The organism is Candidatus Desulfofervidus auxilii, assembly GCF_001577525.1.
Lineage (GTDB): Bacteria > Desulfobacterota > Desulfofervidia > Desulfofervidales > Desulfofervidaceae > Desulfofervidus > Desulfofervidus auxilii.
Map to the genome: position 1 here is coordinate 1,315,510 of NZ_CP013015.1, position 14,920 is coordinate 1,330,429.

A 14,920-nucleotide genomic window follows, 5' to 3' on the forward strand; every position below is an offset into this window, starting at 1 on the left:
TCTCTAGCATTCATTTTATACATTTTTATATTTGATTCAAGTCAGGTCTTCCATATGAAAATCCCAAAAAATATAAGGCCTTGAAGAAATAAATTTCTCTTTAACTATAACTTTTGTTTGGTAAACATGTTCAATGATTTCAGCAGTTAAAATCTCCTGCGGAGTCCCCATTTTATACAAATAGCCATTGTTTAATAAAATTAACTCATTACAATATTGACTGGCCAAATTAAGGTCATGTAATACAATAATGACTGTTAGTTTAAATGAATTATTTAGATTTTTTATAAGGTCTAAAATCTTTATTTGATGAGCGATATCTAAGTGAGCAGTAGGTTCATCTAAAAGGAGCAATTTTGGTTCTTGAGCAAGCGCCCTAGCTAAATAAACAAGTTGTCTTTCACCCCCGCTTAATTCAGGAATAAATCTGGCCTTAATGTTCAAGGTATGGGTTAAGGCCATAGCCTTTTTAGCTACGGCCTTATCATATTTTGTATCTAAAAATTGAAATACCTTGTGATAGGGAATTCTTCCTAAAAGCACAAATTCTTCCACAGTCATATCAACTTCATAAGATAATGGAGCCTGTGGGACGAATGCCATTTTTTGGGCCAGTTCCCTAAACCCCATCTGCCAGATATCTCTCCCCTCAAATAGAATTTTGCCTTTTTGAGGCTTAATTATCTTGGTAATAGCCCTAAGCAAAGTAGTCTTTCCTGACCCATTAGGGCCTATTATCCCCAGGAGTGCATGTTTTTTTAGCTTAAAATTGATATTTTTTAAGATAAATCTTTTGTTATATCCACAAGTTAATCCTTTTACCTCAAGCATATTTCTTTTTGGTTAGGGCATAAATAAAGAGCCCTCCTCCCACTATTCCTGTAATTACTCCTACTGGTAACTCCAGAGGAGAAATAATTATCCTGGCCAATGTGTCACAGAGGATTAAAAAACTTGCACCACAAAGAAAGGCACTGATAAGTAAGATACGATGGTCAATTCCCACCATCATCCGGACGAAATGAGGGACAAATAGACCCACGAAACCAATAATCCCTGCAATTGAGACACTAAAGCCCGTAAGCATTGATGCTACGACAAAAAGAAACTTTTTGGTCCTTTCTACATTTATACCTAAATGGAGGGCTTCTTCTTCTCCTAAAGAAAGGGCATTTAGGTCAAAACAAAAAAGATAAGAGATACCCAATCCCAAAAAAGATACTAGAAGCATTAATTTTAAAAGTAATGAATTAGATTCTTCTAAAGACCCCATAATCCAGAATACAATCCTATGAAGGCCTTCTGTATGAGATACAGCCATAATGAGCATAATAAGTGAAGATGAGATGAAGCTTATCATCACACCTGTAAGTAATAACCCCTGTATTTTTAACACTCCCTTTTTGACACTTAAGACATAGAGTATTAAAATAACCGCAATTGAACCTAAAATTCCTGAAGTTGGTAGAGACAAAAGGCCAAATCTTTGATTTAGCTTAAGGGCGATGTTTAAAGATACAAATAAGGCAGCCCCTCCAGATATACCCAATGTATAAGGCTCAACCAATGGATTCCGAAACATAGCTTGTAAGATAACACCGGCAATACTCAATGCCCCTCCAATAGCAAAAGCTAGTAGTATGCGGGGTAGACGAATATCAAAAAGGATAGTATGTGTTATTGTTTGCTTTCCATTTAAAATGGTAGAAATGATCTTCCTGAAAGTAATATGACTGGTGCCTACAGAAAAAGAAACTACACTTACTACTAAAAGCATTATACTAAAGAGTAAAATAAAAAGAAACCAAGGGATGCGTTTTTTATCCATCTTTTATTTCAGGGTGAATAAGTTTTACTATCTCCTTTAATGCCTCTATAAAGCTTAAAGGAGTGGCATTACAAACCTTCTCAGAATCAATAAAATAAATCCTTTTTCTTTTCACTGCCTCAACTACCTTATAACTTTCCCACTGCCTTTTCTCTCTTTCTCCAGCAATTCCCATAGTTACAATAATAATTACATCAGGATTGTCTTCAATTACCCTCTCTCGACTATAGAGGCCGGTCTTAGAAGAGGCGATGTTTATCCCACCTGCCAGTTCAATTAAGTCATTAATAAATAAGTCTTTTGTAGCAGTAAAAAGGGGTCTTGCCCCTATCTGGATAAAGACCCTCGGCCTTGGCAAATCTTTTATTCTTTTCTTTATGACTTCAATTTCCGTATTTGCCTGCTTTATTATTTCTTTTGCCTTTTGTTCTTTTCTTACTATCCTTGCCAATCTCAAAAATTGCTCACAGATTTCAGAAAAATTCCTTGGCGTTTTAAAGGTGATTACATTTACTCCCAAAGACCTCAATTTCTCTATATCTCTTTGATTGGTGAGGGAGGTAGCCAGAACCAAATCTGGTTTAAGGCTCAAGATCTTTTCTACATTTACCTCTATTACATTCCCTACCTTTTCCTTAGGGCATTTACAATATGTAGTACAGCCTATAATTTTTCCCTCAGCCCCTAAAAGATAGAGTTCTTCTGTTAGGGATGGCCCTAATGAAATTATCCTGTTAGGGGCATCTTGAGAGAAAACTGTAGTATTAAAGCATAAAACTAAAAGTATTAAGAAAAATAATTTTGACTTTCTCATCTCTTTTCCCTCATTTTACTTCAATAAAATAGCTCAAGATATCTAAAAACAGGTTTTTACCTTGATTAACTATCTTTGTCTCTAGTATTTTTATCCTCTTTTTAAAGATAGGGCCATCTGTAACAAATGTATGGTATTCACCATTTTCTCCACAAAGGTCAATTTCTTCTAAAGTCTTAAGCTCCTGCAAAAATTTCTTATCTATTTTCCTTCCCAGCCAGTTTTTATCAAAAGAGGTAGCCACTACAATGGCCTCAAAGCCCAGATTGATAAATTCTTTAAGGATATCCTCCCTTTCTCTACCCCATAAGGGTAAGATGGCCTTAATACCCATCTCTTTGCATACCCTTTCTACCCAAGCCCTATGCTGTTCCAAGTCAATATCTCCAAATATACCTGCCTCAATACCTTTCTCCTTTAACTCTAAAACGGCCCTTTTAAATCTCTTTTCATAGTCTTCCCAAGAAGACCTTATCTGCAATATAGGAATTCCCATGGCCTCTGACTGCACCCTTAAAAGCTCTACAGAAATTCCATGGGAGCGAGAGCGCCTGCCATCCTCTGAAATCATATTTAATAAATAGGAAACCTCTATATCTTTACTTTGCATTGCCTCATAACAGGAGAGGCAACTTTCTTTCCCTCCACTCCAAGAGATAAATGCCTTCATATTAGATTAAGAGATATGGCACTCCACCCACAAACCCAACAGTGCCTTGCCTCAGGTCTAATTCCTGCTCCACAGGCTGGGCAGGCCTTTTGGCCAAGTTTTGGTTTAGGAATTTTACCTATTATATTCCTATAAACTTCGTAGTAATAAAGGTGCTCTTTATTAATAAATTTTATTGGATAATTTCTCTTCTTATTCTCAAATTCCTCATCAGAGATCCTTGAGCTAATGCACTCTCTTAACTTAGTCATGCCCGAACCGTATTCTAATGGCCTTTTATCTTGCCAGATAATCTCTCTTGGTAAAGCATCTTCAAATGCCTTACGTAAAATCCATTTACCCCATATCTTCCCCTTCTCCCTTTTTATCTTTAGCCTTGGAGATATGCCTAAAGAAAATTCTATAAATTTCTTATCAAGATAAGGCTGAATTATCTCTATTCCAAAAAATCTACCTATTTCATTAGAACTAAACTGCATAGAATGGGAGATGTATTCAATATAATGGCTTAGATTGTTTATATCTTTCATAAAGCTATAGCCAGCAAAAAGTTCATCACTCCCATCTCCTGTGCCCATCTTTTTAATACCCATTTCTTTGGCGAATTTTAGACCAAAATAAACAACTATATCATTGGGTATAGCAGGATCAAAACTTTTAAGGATTTTTATTACTTCAGCAATGGCATCTATGGCCTCATTGGTAGTTATTCTTTTATGATAATGCTTAAGATTAAATTTCTTTGCACATAAGTTTGCATACTTTATATCCTCTCCGTATGACTCAAGGCTTATAGTAATTGCCTTTGCTTGAGAAGAAATAGCAGCCAGGATAGCAGAATCCAAACCTCCAGAAAAAAGCAACCCTTCAGCAGGATTTCTCTTTACTGCCTCAATCAGCCTCCTCTTTAGTTCAAAAATTATGCCCTTCATAAAATCTCTTTTAGAGTTTTTAAAAGATACAAATTTTCCTTATGAGAGCGCACAGCTATACGGATAAATTTATTGCCTAAAGTGCGGAAATTACTACAGTTCCTTAAAAGAATTCCCTTTTTAATAACTTCCTTCATTAAGATATTTGAGTTTATATTGCCCTTTTCTATCTTTATTAAAAGGAAATTTGTTACCGAAGGATAAGGTCTTAGTCCTTCAATTCTCTTTAATTCCTCAAACAAAAACTTCCTTTCCCTGCTTATAATTTTGTGCGTTTCTTTAATATATTCCCTATCATCCAAGACGGCCTCTGCGGTCAATTGGGCAAGGATATTTATCTCCCATGGGGGTTGAACCCTTTTTAGCCTTTTAACTGTCTTTGGATGGGAAATGAGATAGCCTATCCTTAGGCCGGGCAACGCAAAGAACTTTGTAAAGCTTCTAAGCACTATAATATTCTCATTCTTTGAGGCATGCCATACAAGTGTATAATCCATCTCATTGGGCAAGAAATCCATAAACGCCTCATCTATGACAACCAATTTTGCAGGCATTTTCTCTATGCTAGACTTTTCAACAACTATGTTTCCTGTAGGATTGTTAGGATTGCAAATAAAAATCATATCTGCTTTGGGAATAGAGGAATATCTGAGCCTAAATTCCTCATCTTCTTTAAGACTTAAAAATTTGACCTCGCTTCCTGAATTTTTGCTAGCCCTTTCATATTCTGAAAATGTAGGTTCAGGAATAAGGGCAGTTTTTGGCCTATAGGCAAATGTAATGAGATAGATAAGGTTAACAGAACCATTGCCTAAAAGGATGCTTTCCTCACTTATCCCCCAATATTGGGCAATTTTTCTAATCAGTGTCTCTGCCTTTGGGTCAGGATAATAGGAAATCTTATCGAGATTCTTTAAAATGACTTCCTTTGCCTTTTTGCTTAATCCTAATGGATTGATATTTGCGCTAAAATCTATTATTTCCCCTTTGTATTTCCTCCTTACCTCATAGATATTGCCACCATGCAAAAAGCCTAAATTATCCATATAAAAAATGCCCCCATACAGAGCATCAAGATAGAAGCGATAAAGCTTATGTTTAGCGCCTCATTGATAAGAAAGGGGTGTATTTCTCTTATCTTTTCTCCAATATAAGGTTTAAAGACCTCCTTACCTTCATAAAAGGAAGGTCCACCCATCTTTATGCCTAAGGCACCAGCCATAGCTGCCTCTGAAACACCACTATTTGGTGAAGGGTGTCTTCTGCCATCTCTAAGCAAAATCTTGAAAGAATTTTTGAAATCCTTACCAGCAATAAAAGAGGCCAATGAAATTAAGATACCTGATATGCGAGCAGGGATAAAATTAAAAAAATCATCCAATTTTGCAGAAAACCAGCCAAAATGGATATATTTTTCATTTTTATAGCCCACCATAGAGTCAAGCGTATTTACTGCCTTATAGACCATGGCCCAAACTGGCCCTCCCAATGTCAAATAAAAAAGTGGCGCTATAATGCCGTCATTGGTATTTTCAGCTATACTTTCTAAACTGGCTATTATTATCTCCTCTCTACTCAAATCCTTGGTGTCTCTTCCCACAATATGGGAGAGTCTTTTACGTGCCTTAGAAATATTATTCATTTCTATCTCCCTTAAAATTACCTTTGCCTTGACTCTCAAGTCCTTTGTGGAGATAGTGGTATAGCCTAAATAAATTGAGACAAAAACACCCAGCAGAGGATTAAGCCTCCTTGATAATTCTATAAGTAAATAGGCAATAATAAAGGTTGCCCCAGTTACCGAAAGGGATAATATCACCCCTTTTATTCGCTCTTTCCGCTTTCCACTCCCTCCCCTTAATCGATTATCCAATAGGCCTATTAGCCTCCCTATGCCCCTTACAGGGTGGGGGAACCCCTCAGGGTCTCCGAAGATTAAGTCAGCTAGGTAAGAAAAAATTAATATGTACATACCTTAAAGAGATTATAAAAAATAAAATGCTCACTTCTGCTATTTCACTTGTTGCCCCAATGGTATCCCCTGTCACCCCATCTATCTTCTTCTTTACATAGGTTATGAATACCCATATAGGCAATAAAGAAATAAAAAATAAGACAATTCCCTCTATCTTCAACAGGAATAAAAATGCAGCCAAAGTAAATAGGCTACTTATTAAAAATTCTTTTCTACTAGCATATTCTACAAAATACTTTGCCTTTCCTTCTTTCCTTGCATATTTAGATATATAACACACCAAGACCTGAACCCACCTGGAAAATAGGCACATTAAGATTAGCGACCTCCATAAAATTTCTTTGGGAATACTCAAAAATAAAGAAAGTTTTAAAAGCAAAATGCATACAAGCCCAATTGCCCCTATAGCCCCTATGTGGCTATCCCGCATAATATCTAATATCTCTTCTTTGCATCTTCCCCCATAAAGACCATCGCAGGTATCAGAAAATCCCTCTAGGTGTATCCCACCTGATATAACTATTGAAATTATTAGAATTAAGCTGCATTTTATTAAATTTGGCAAGAAATCAAGGACAAATAGGGCTAAGGCCAATACTATACCTATTAATGCCCCTACTATAGGAAAATAGAGAAGTGATTTACCAAATTCCTCTTCTTTTATAGATTTGATTTTCACAGGAAAAATAGTTAAAAATTGTAAAGCAATGAGGATTTTTTTCACCCCCTAATCCTTTCTGAAACAGAGGCATCCTTAAATGTAGCCATTTGAGTCAATATCTTTATACTTGCCTCCACTATGCCCATTGCCAAGGCAGCACCTGTGCCCTCTCCAAGACGCAAACCCAAATCCAAAATGGGCCTAAGTCCTATATATTTCAAAACAGCCTTGTGACCTGGTTCTGCTGAGCAGTGGGAGGCAATCATATAATCTTTTACCTTTGGTTCTAGACTATATGCCATTAGTGCGGCTGCACCACAGATAAACCCATCAATTATTACTGGGACACTTTTAGAAGCTGAGGCCAACACTATGCCACAAAGCCCACCTATTTCAAATCCGCCCACCTTAGAAAGGACATCTATAGGGTCATTAGAAACGGGCCTGTTTATATTAAGCGCCCTTTTAATTACCCCAATCTTATGAGAGAGGGTTTTATCATCTATGCCAGTTCCCCTTCCTGCAACCTCCTCTACTGGCCTACCTGTTATTGAAGCTACAATGGCGCTTGATGAAGTAGTATTACCAATGCCCATATCTCCTATCCCTACTATATCAATGCCCTTTTTAAACTCTTCCTCAAATACCTCTATACCGGCCCCTATAGACCTAATTGCCTCCTCTTTACTCATGGCAGGCCCTTTTGCCATATTTTTTGTTCCAAGCCCTATCTTCTTTACTTTTAACCTTTCACTTTTTACTTTTAACCTTTCTTTTACCCCCATATCTACAACAATCACCTTTGCACCAACATGCCTTGCCAAGACATTTATGGCTGCTCCTCCCTTTAGAAAATTATAGACCATCTGGGCAGTCACCTCTTGAGGAAAGGCACTGATTTTTTCTTCTACAACACCATGGTCTGCAGCCATAGTGAATATGACTTTATTCTTGAATTGAGGATTCTCATTTCTGGTAATGGCTACTATTTGTTTAGCAAGTTCTTCTAGTCTACCTAGACTTCCTTGTGGCTTTGTAAGGTTATCAAGTCTCCTTTGAGTCTTTTTAGCTAAACTATAATCTATCTCCTCAATGGCATTTATAACTCCCTTTATCTTCTCCATCTTATTTAATTTTCATCGGTATGCCTGCATGCATAAAAATGACCTCATCTGCCTTTTCTGCCATTATTTGATTGGCAAATCCTACTATATCTCGAAACTGTCTTGCCAACTGATTTTTAGGTATAATACCTTCTCCAACCTCATTAGAGACCAAAATTATGTGGCAATCTTCCTTCATGGCTAAAATAAAGGACAAAAGTGTCCTTATTCTCTCTTCTATCTCCTCGTCTTTTAATCTATCTATTAGAAGATTTGAGATATAAACCGTTAAGCAATCAATTAAGACCACTTCATATCCCTTTTTCAGTTTATTTAACAAGGAAGGGATATCTTTTCCCTCCTCAAATACCCTCCAATAAGAAGGCCTCAATTTTTTGTGTTTTTCTATCCTCTTTTCTGTCTCCTTATCTATCCAAATAGATGTAGCAATATAGGCTACCTGTTTACCCTCACACCTAGAATTTGGGTGGGGGGGTTTACTAAAACCTTTAGCTAATTCCACTGCATAACCACTTTTACCACTCCTTGCCCCTCCAAGGATAAATATAAATTTTCTTTCCATCTTTCTTTACCACTTAAGCTCTGCCCCCAAAAAGGCCATAAAGGGGAGCCCATTATAACCTTTTACCTCTTCATATTCCCTATCAAATAAGTTTTGGAAGCGGAGATTCAATGTCAAATAGGAGGTTGGATAGTATCTTGCTGAAAGATTTACAGTAAAGTAGCCACCTAGAGAATCTTTGTTATTTTGAGAGTTAAATCTCTTTCCAAAATAAGTACCTGTTAGGCCAAAATCAGCTTTGTCTTTGAAGAGAAAGACTATGGTACCACTCCCTTTATGCATTGGCCTCCTAGGGAGCCAGGTATTGTTAGTAGTATCAATGGCATTGAGCCAGGTATAATTTGCTGACAATCTAAGCCAAGAAACAGGTCTGGTATTTAAGGTAAATTCAATACCCTCTGTATGGGCAGTAGCCACATTTTGGTATTTCCACTCTTCCAAATCATAAATAATCAAATTATCAAACCAATTGGAAAAATAAGTTATATCTGCCTCTATCTTTCCATCAAAAAAACCCTGTGTAACTCCCACATCGTATCCCTCGCTTTTCTCTGGTTTTAAATCAGGATTCCCAATTTTCATACCATAAAATTCAGCATGAATTTGATAGAGACTTGGTGCCCTAAAGCCTGTTCCATAACTGGCATGAATCTTGGTCTTTGTAGGAAAGATATAGGCAGAGGCTATGCGACAAGTAACCTTATCCCCTGCGGTCTCGTGATGATAGTATCTAATGCCAGAGGAAAAATAGAGTCCTTTCCATCTGAGAATACCCTCACCAAACCAGGATATATGGTCAAAGTTTTTCCCCTCTATACCTGAACCCTCGGCTGCTGTCTCCCTTTGATAGTCAACGCCTGTTATAAAGGTAAAAGGCTCAAATTCAAGATTGTTTTGCCAGCTAATATAATATAGCCTTCCATCATAATGTCCTTCATAGGGTTTTGTATAATCTCTATCTGTATTGGTGTAAGAAAATACAAGTTTTTGCCTCCAGGATGGCAAAATTTCATGTTCAAAATAGCTTTTTACAGAGACTAAGTCACTTTCTTCTTTATAGCCTAAGGCATCGGTAGTAGTAGATGTAGCAAAATCCCATCCATCTAAATCTTTAGCTGCAGAATTATAATTTACAGAGGTACCAATTTTTATCTTACCTATTTTCCCTTCAACATTTCCTGAAAAATTATGAAAACGCTGACCATCCCTTTCTGGGAATCCAGTGGCCTTAGATATGCCACTACTATCTAATCTCATATAATTAAGATTATATTTTAGGTGTTTAGTCTCTCCTAAAAATTCTGCGCCTTCCCTAAAACTGCTATAAGAGCCTCCTTCACTAAAAACCCTTATCTTTGGTTTGCCTTTTCCCTTTTTTGTAATGATATTTATAACACCTGTCATGGCAGTTGGGCCATAGAGCACACTCTGTGGTCCCCTTACAATCTCAATTCTATCAATTTGTTCTATAGGGAGATGGGGCAAAAAGGCAGCAAGATCCCCTACAGCAGGGGCGGCTGGGTCCCACACAGGTACACCATCAATCATAACAAGTGCCTGGCCATTTCCCCCACCACGAACAAAAGGGGTGGTTAAACCACCAAATGCACCTGTCTGCACAATCTGCACCCCTGGCACTTCCCTTAAGGCATCTACAACATTGATAATACCCTTTTCTTTTAGCTCTTTGGAAGTCAATACTGTGGTTGCACTGGCCACTTCGGAAGCTGGTTCTTCAACCCTACTGGCAGTAACTACGATCTCCTTAATTTTCACAGGCTCTTCTTGGGCAAAGGCAGAAAAACCCAAAAAACACCATAAAACCATAAACCAAAGCATGAATTTCTGTTTCATTTCTCTCCTCCCCTAAAAGATTTTTTACCGGGGAGAAGGAAGGCAATAAAAAAGTCCTTAGCCCAAAGGACTAAGGACTGCACCCAGTTTTCTTCGTCCTTCCTCCTCTTGCCGGCCGGAATCCTCGCCAAACGGCAAGCTATCTATATGGGCAGGTCTTCTGGCTCCCGGTTCTTCCTACTCCCCATACCTTCCCAGGTACTTAAAAGCACCCAGTGGCCTTTAGTGGGTTTCGTCCCCGGTCACAGCGGCGGGACCGCGCCGGACTTTCACCGGCTTCCCTATTAAGTCCCCTAAGGACACCCATATATGGTATTTTTCTTACCTTGGATTGTTTTCAAAGTCAATAATCGGATTTAAAAATCCATAGTAACTTCAAAAGAAAAGCACAAACCTGTCTGCCCCCGCCTGCCTGTCGGCAGACATGGCCGGCGGGCAGGGAACAGGCAAGTGTAGCAAAATAAAGCAAATTTTAAAAAATAGCTTCACCTAAAAGGCAAACAGAGGCTCCATAGGGGTAGGTGAACTTGGAAACATTTAAGAATAAGTGTGTAATATCTGCGGTTTCAATTAAAAATATTGCCTCTTTTAAAAGGATGTGTTAATAATTTCAATAGCGGGGCGTGGCGCAGACTGGTTAGCGCACCTGCCTTGGGAGCAGGGGGTCGGAGGTTCAAATCCTCTCGCCCCGACCAGATGTAACTTTCAAATTTTCATTTTATCTTGTCTTTTAAAGGAAAACATGTCATATAATGTGCTTATGGATGTTATAGATTTCCTGTCAAAACCAGAGGCCTATCCCCATCCAGTAAAACAAATAAAACTCATCCAGACTCACATTTCTTGGGTATTTTTGACAGGAGAATTTGTATATAAGATTAAAAAACCGGTGGAGTTTGGCTTTTTAGACTTTACCACCTTAGAAAAAAGGCACTTTTTTTGTAAAGAAGAAATAAAACTCAACCGCAGGTTTTCGCCTGAGATTTATTTGAGCGTTGTGCCCATAGTAAAAAGGAATAATGCCTTTTTTATAGACGGCGAGGGTAAAATCGTTGATTATGCTGTGAAGATGAAACAACTCCCTCAAACTGCGTGTGTTACTCATTTATTAGAAAAAGACAAAATTACCCCAACCATCATGCAAGCCATTGCCAAGAAAATGGCGGATTTCTATCTTAAGGCCGAAACAAACAGAGAGATTGCCACTTATGGACTACCAGAAAAGATAGAGATAAATATTAAAGAAAATTTTGACCAAACTGCTTCTTATACCAGCCGCACTATTCCTGAAAAAATCTATAATGCTTTAAAAGAATATTCTTTTTCCTTTTTGGAAAAAGAGAAAGACCGTTTTTTAAAACGCATCACTGCTGGTCAGATAAAAGACGGCCATGGTGACTTTCATTGTGCCAATATTTATTGGCATCAAGGAAAGGCGTATATATTGGACTGCATTGAATTCAATAAACGTTTTCGATATGCAGATGTGGCAGCAGATGTAGCTTTTTTATTAATGGATTTGGATTTTCGTCAGGCTTCTTTTTGGGGAAATAATTTTCTTAATACCTTCTTAGCTCAAACTAATGACTTCTCTCTTTTAGGAGTATTGACCTTTTATAAGATATATCGGGCCTATGTGCGTGGTAAAATCAAGAGTTTTGAAACCGATATGCCAGGTATTTCCACTGCTCAAAAGGAAGCGGCCACCAGGCAAGCTAGGGTCTATTTTGAATTGGCCTATTCTTATTTATCTAAACCTTGTAGCCCTCGGATTTTGGCGGTTACTGGCCTTTTGGGAAGTGGTAAGACCACTTTAGCTTTGGCTTTGGCTGCTCGTCTGAGTGCTATTGTCATCCGTTCTGACGCCGTACGCAAACACTTAGTGGGAGCAAAACCAGATACCCATCTTTATGCACCATTTGGGAAGGGCGTATATACAAAGGAAATGAGTGAGCGTGTTTATGAAAGCTTGATTTCTTTAGCAGAGGAAATTTTAGGTTATGGTTTCCCCGTTATTTTAGATGCCTCTTTTAATAAAGAAATATACCGGGAAAAAGTAAGAGCACTTTCACAGAAAATGGGTTGTCCTTATCTGTTTCTTTATTGTCAATGTGAAGAAGAAATAATTAAAAATCGCTTACAACAAAGACAAAAAAAGGGGGAAGATATATCAGATGCCTATCTGGGCTTATTTGAAACATTTAAAAAGAGCTTTGAACCATTGCGAGACGAAAACAAAATAATTGTAGATACTGGCCAGCCTATTGAAAGGACTATTCAAGAGATAACAAAAAGGAGCATTGTTTGAAAGTAAAACCTATTTTCTGGGTAGAAGGAGAAGTAGCCATTTTAGATCAGCGTCTTTTACCTGAAAAGGTAGTGTATATAAGATGTAAAAGATATCAACAAGTAGCCCAGACTATCAAAAATATGGCCATTCGGGGAGCACCAGCCATTGGTATTGCTGCTGCTATGGGTGTGGCACTCGGGGTTTGGAAATTAAAATCTGCTAGAAGACTTGAAGAAAGGTTTCAAAAAATCTGTCAAACTTTAACTAACACTCGCCCTACGGCCCATAATCTTTTTTGGGCTATTGAGAGAATGAAAAAGCGTTTTTATTCTCATAAAAATAGCTCATTGCCTGAGTTAAAAAGATATTTGCAGAAAGAGGCAGAAAACATCTTGGAAGAAGATATTGCTACTAATAGAAAAATTGGAGAGAATGGAAAGAGATTAATCAAAGCGGGTATAACTGTGCTCACCCATTGTAATGCTGGAGCATTGGCCACTGGTGGTTATGGCACTGCTTTAGGAGTCTTGCGAGCAGCCTGGGAAAGTGGAGTAAGATTTAAAGTCATAGCCGATGAAACCCGGCCTTATCTTCAAGGCGCTCGGCTTACTGCCTGGGAGTTACAGCAAGAAGGCATTCCTGTAACTATTATTACTGATAGCACCGCAGGTTACCTTATGGCTCAAGGAAAGATTAATTTGGTCATTGTGGGAGCAGACAGGATTGCCGCTAACGGAGACACTGCTAATAAAATTGGGACTTATAGCCTAGCGATTTTGGCCAAACACCACAATATCCCTTTCTATGTGGCTGCTCCTTTTTCTACTATTGATTTGAATATTGCTAATGGTCAACAGATTCCAATAGAAAAGCGCCCTGGCAAAGAACTGGCTTATTTGGGTAAAAAATGTATTTACCCTCAGGGGGTCAATGCGCTATACTATGCCTTTGATGTGACCCCTGCTAGATATATCACTGGAATTATCACAGAAAAAGGAGTTATAGAGCCACCTTTTAAAAAAGCTATAAACAGACTATCTAGGAGGAGACAAAATGGATGAAAAAGCCAAATTCATATGGTTGGATGGCAAATTGATAGATTGGGACCAGGCTCAAATTCATGTCCTCACTCATACTCTCCATTATGGATTAGGAGTATTTGAAGGCATTCGCTGTTATAAATGCCAAGATAAGCGTTCAGCCGTATTTCGTTTAAAAGACCACATTCGGCGGCTTTTTGATTCTGCTCAGGCCATGATGCTTGAAATCCCCTTTAGCAAAGACGAAATTTACCAAGCAGTCATAGAAACTTTAAAAACCAATGGACAAAAAGAAGCCTATATACGCCCTATTGTCTTTATTGGTGATGGGACAATGGGTCTTTATCCTGGGGAGAATCCCATCAGAGTATCTATCATTACTTGGGGATGGGAGAGTTATTTAGGAAAAGAAGGGTTAAAACAAGGCATTAGGGCGAAAATTTCCTCTTTTACCCGACATCATGTAAATATTATGATGACCAAAACAAAAACCTGTGGCAATTATGTGAATTCTATCTTGGCAAAATTAGAAGTAGTTAAGGCAGGCTATGATGAGGCTATCATGTTAGACACAGAAGGTTACGTCTGTGAGGCCACTGGAGAAAATATCTTTATTATTCGGGATAAAGTATTAAAAACACCACCCTTAACTTCTGTTTTACCAGGTATTACCCGAGATTCCATTATTACTTTAGCTCAAGATTTAGGCTATAAAGTAGAAGAGAAACGTTTTACCAGAGACGAACTCTATATTGCCGATGAGGCGTTTTTCTCTGGTACAGCAGCAGAAGTTACTCCTATTCGGGAAGTAGATGACAGACAAATTGGAGAAGGAAAACCAGGTCCTATTACTCAAAAAATTCAAAAGTTATATTTTGATGTGGTAAAGGGCAAAATAGAAAAATATCACTATTGGTTGGATTTTATAACATAGCCTGTATATATTTGTCACCCTTATTTTCAGGGCTACGTCAAAGTCAGGCCATAAGTAATTTAACAAAAAGAACAAACGTTTAAATATGGTCTAAAAAATCCAAAGGCCAAAATGCCAAAACATTAAATCAGTGAGTAGTGAAATAGTGAGGGAATGAAATAGCCAAATGTAGTGGAATTGGGGTCAAACCTACAAAATACAGTTAAGAAAATAGAAAACGGAAAACAGAAATTCCC

Annotated in this window: 14 protein-coding genes, 1 tRNA gene and 1 riboswitch; of the genes, 4 read left to right on the forward strand and 11 right to left on the reverse strand. The window is 37.9% G+C overall.

The window, feature by feature from the left end; all coding sequences use genetic code 11:
* Positions 1-36: 36 nt before the first annotated feature.
* The 11 genes from HS1_RS06585 to HS1_RS06635 are packed head-to-tail and all read right to left on the reverse strand — an operon-like array spanning position 37 to position 10,420.
* On the reverse strand, positions 37-831 hold the full coding sequence (locus HS1_RS06585) for an ABC transporter ATP-binding protein (RefSeq protein WP_066062642.1): 795 nt from the start codon (positions 829-831) through the stop codon (positions 37-39).
* Entirely contained in the window at positions 824-1,828 is a 1,005-nt protein-coding gene (locus HS1_RS06590) for a FecCD family ABC transporter permease (RefSeq protein ID WP_066062645.1), read from the reverse strand. The genes HS1_RS06585 and HS1_RS06590 overlap by 8 nt, the downstream gene beginning before the upstream one ends.
* A complete protein-coding gene (locus tag HS1_RS06595; protein WP_066062648.1) occupies positions 1,821-2,642 on the reverse strand; it encodes an ABC transporter substrate-binding protein in 822 nt (273 codons plus the stop codon). The genes HS1_RS06590 and HS1_RS06595 overlap by 8 nt, the downstream gene beginning before the upstream one ends.
* 10 nt (positions 2,643-2,652) lie before the next feature.
* The gene (locus HS1_RS06600; protein ID WP_066062650.1) at positions 2,653-3,312 is read right to left on the reverse strand and encodes a Dph6-related ATP pyrophosphatase; all 660 of its coding nucleotides are present in this window, start codon (positions 3,310-3,312) and stop codon (positions 2,653-2,655) included.
* Positions 3,309-4,244 carry an asparagine synthase-related protein gene (locus HS1_RS06605; RefSeq protein WP_066062653.1) on the reverse strand — a complete coding sequence of 312 codons (936 nt, stop codon included), beginning with the start codon at positions 4,242-4,244 and terminating at the stop codon, positions 3,309-3,311. Before HS1_RS06605 ends, HS1_RS06600 begins: the two co-directional genes overlap by 4 nt.
* Positions 4,241-5,290, reverse strand: a complete 1,050-nt coding sequence (cobD, locus tag HS1_RS06610) for a threonine-phosphate decarboxylase CobD (RefSeq protein ID WP_066062656.1) — start codon at positions 5,288-5,290, stop codon at positions 4,241-4,243. The genes HS1_RS06605 and cobD overlap by 4 nt, the downstream gene beginning before the upstream one ends.
* The gene (gene cbiB, locus HS1_RS06615) at positions 5,278-6,216 is read right to left on the reverse strand and encodes an adenosylcobinamide-phosphate synthase CbiB (protein WP_066062659.1); all 939 of its coding nucleotides are present in this window, start codon (positions 6,214-6,216) and stop codon (positions 5,278-5,280) included. Before cbiB ends, cobD begins: the two co-directional genes overlap by 13 nt.
* A complete protein-coding gene (gene cobS / locus HS1_RS06620) occupies positions 6,185-6,943 on the reverse strand; it encodes an adenosylcobinamide-GDP ribazoletransferase (RefSeq protein WP_066062662.1) in 759 nt (252 codons plus the stop codon). The genes cbiB and cobS overlap by 32 nt, the downstream gene beginning before the upstream one ends.
* Complete coding sequence (cobT, locus tag HS1_RS06625) at positions 6,940-8,004, reverse strand: nicotinate-nucleotide--dimethylbenzimidazole phosphoribosyltransferase (protein ID WP_066062665.1); 1,065 nt, start codon at positions 8,002-8,004, stop codon at positions 6,940-6,942. Before cobT ends, cobS begins: the two co-directional genes overlap by 4 nt.
* 1 nt (position 8,005) lies before the next feature.
* The gene (cobU, locus tag HS1_RS06630; protein WP_066062668.1) at positions 8,006-8,566 is read right to left on the reverse strand and encodes a bifunctional adenosylcobinamide kinase/adenosylcobinamide-phosphate guanylyltransferase; all 561 of its coding nucleotides are present in this window, start codon (positions 8,564-8,566) and stop codon (positions 8,006-8,008) included.
* Positions 8,567-8,572: 6 nt separating this feature from the next.
* Positions 8,573-10,420, reverse strand: coding sequence for a TonB-dependent receptor plug domain-containing protein (locus HS1_RS06635; RefSeq protein WP_066062671.1), 1,848 nt, complete (start codon positions 10,418-10,420; stop codon positions 8,573-8,575).
* A 133-nt stretch (positions 10,421-10,553) separates the two neighbouring features.
* Positions 10,554-10,742: riboswitch (cobalamin riboswitch) on the reverse strand.
* A gap of 295 nt (positions 10,743-11,037) precedes the next feature.
* Here HS1_RS06635 and HS1_RS06640 point away from each other — a divergent pair.
* From HS1_RS06640 to HS1_RS06655, 4 genes are all read left to right on the forward strand, one after another.
* A tRNA-Pro gene (locus HS1_RS06640) sits at positions 11,038-11,115 on the forward strand.
* Positions 11,116-11,180: 65 nt separating this feature from the next.
* Entirely contained in the window at positions 11,181-12,728 is a 1,548-nt protein-coding gene (locus HS1_RS06645; RefSeq protein ID WP_172793660.1) for a bifunctional aminoglycoside phosphotransferase/ATP-binding protein, read from the forward strand.
* Complete coding sequence (gene mtnA, locus HS1_RS06650) at positions 12,725-13,771, forward strand: S-methyl-5-thioribose-1-phosphate isomerase (RefSeq protein ID WP_066062676.1); 1,047 nt, start codon at positions 12,725-12,727, stop codon at positions 13,769-13,771. Before HS1_RS06645 ends, mtnA begins: the two co-directional genes overlap by 4 nt.
* Positions 13,764-14,684 (forward strand): branched-chain amino acid transaminase, encoded by a 921-nt coding sequence (locus HS1_RS06655; protein ID WP_066062679.1) that lies wholly within the window; start codon positions 13,764-13,766, stop codon positions 14,682-14,684. Before mtnA ends, HS1_RS06655 begins: the two co-directional genes overlap by 8 nt.
* The last annotated feature ends 236 nt before the right edge of the window (positions 14,685-14,920 follow it).

Bases quoted from the DNA above. Each gene is read 5' to 3' on its own strand.
- HS1_RS06595 (WP_066062648.1), bottom strand. From the start codon at position 2,642: ATGAGAAAGTCAAAATTATTTTTCTTAATACTTTTAGTTTTATGCTTT.
- cobD (WP_066062656.1), bottom strand. From the start codon at position 5,290: ATGGATAATTTAGGCTTTTTGCATGGTGGCAATATCTATGAGGTAAGG.
- HS1_RS06605 (WP_066062653.1), bottom strand. From the start codon at position 4,244: ATGAAGGGCATAATTTTTGAACTAAAGAGGAGGCTGATTGAGGCAGTA.
- HS1_RS06600 (WP_066062650.1), bottom strand. From the start codon at position 3,312: ATGAAGGCATTTATCTCTTGGAGTGGAGGGAAAGAAAGTTGCCTCTCC.
- HS1_RS06645 (WP_172793660.1), top strand. From the start codon at position 11,181: ATGGATGTTATAGATTTCCTGTCAAAACCAGAGGCCTATCCCCATCCA.
- HS1_RS06655 (WP_066062679.1), top strand. From the start codon at position 13,764: ATGGATGAAAAAGCCAAATTCATATGGTTGGATGGCAAATTGATAGAT.
- HS1_RS06590 (WP_066062645.1), bottom strand. From the start codon at position 1,828: ATGGATAAAAAACGCATCCCTTGGTTTCTTTTTATTTTACTCTTTAGT.
- cobU (WP_066062668.1), bottom strand. From the start codon at position 8,566: ATGGAAAGAAAATTTATATTTATCCTTGGAGGGGCAAGGAGTGGTAAA.
- cbiB (WP_066062659.1), bottom strand. From the start codon at position 6,216: ATGTACATATTAATTTTTTCTTACCTAGCTGACTTAATCTTCGGAGAC.
- cobT (WP_066062665.1), bottom strand. From the start codon at position 8,004: ATGGAGAAGATAAAGGGAGTTATAAATGCCATTGAGGAGATAGATTAT.
- HS1_RS06635 (WP_066062671.1), bottom strand. From the start codon at position 10,420: ATGAAACAGAAATTCATGCTTTGGTTTATGGTTTTATGGTGTTTTTTG.
- HS1_RS06585 (WP_066062642.1), bottom strand. From the start codon at position 831: ATGCTTGAGGTAAAAGGATTAACTTGTGGATATAACAAAAGATTTATC.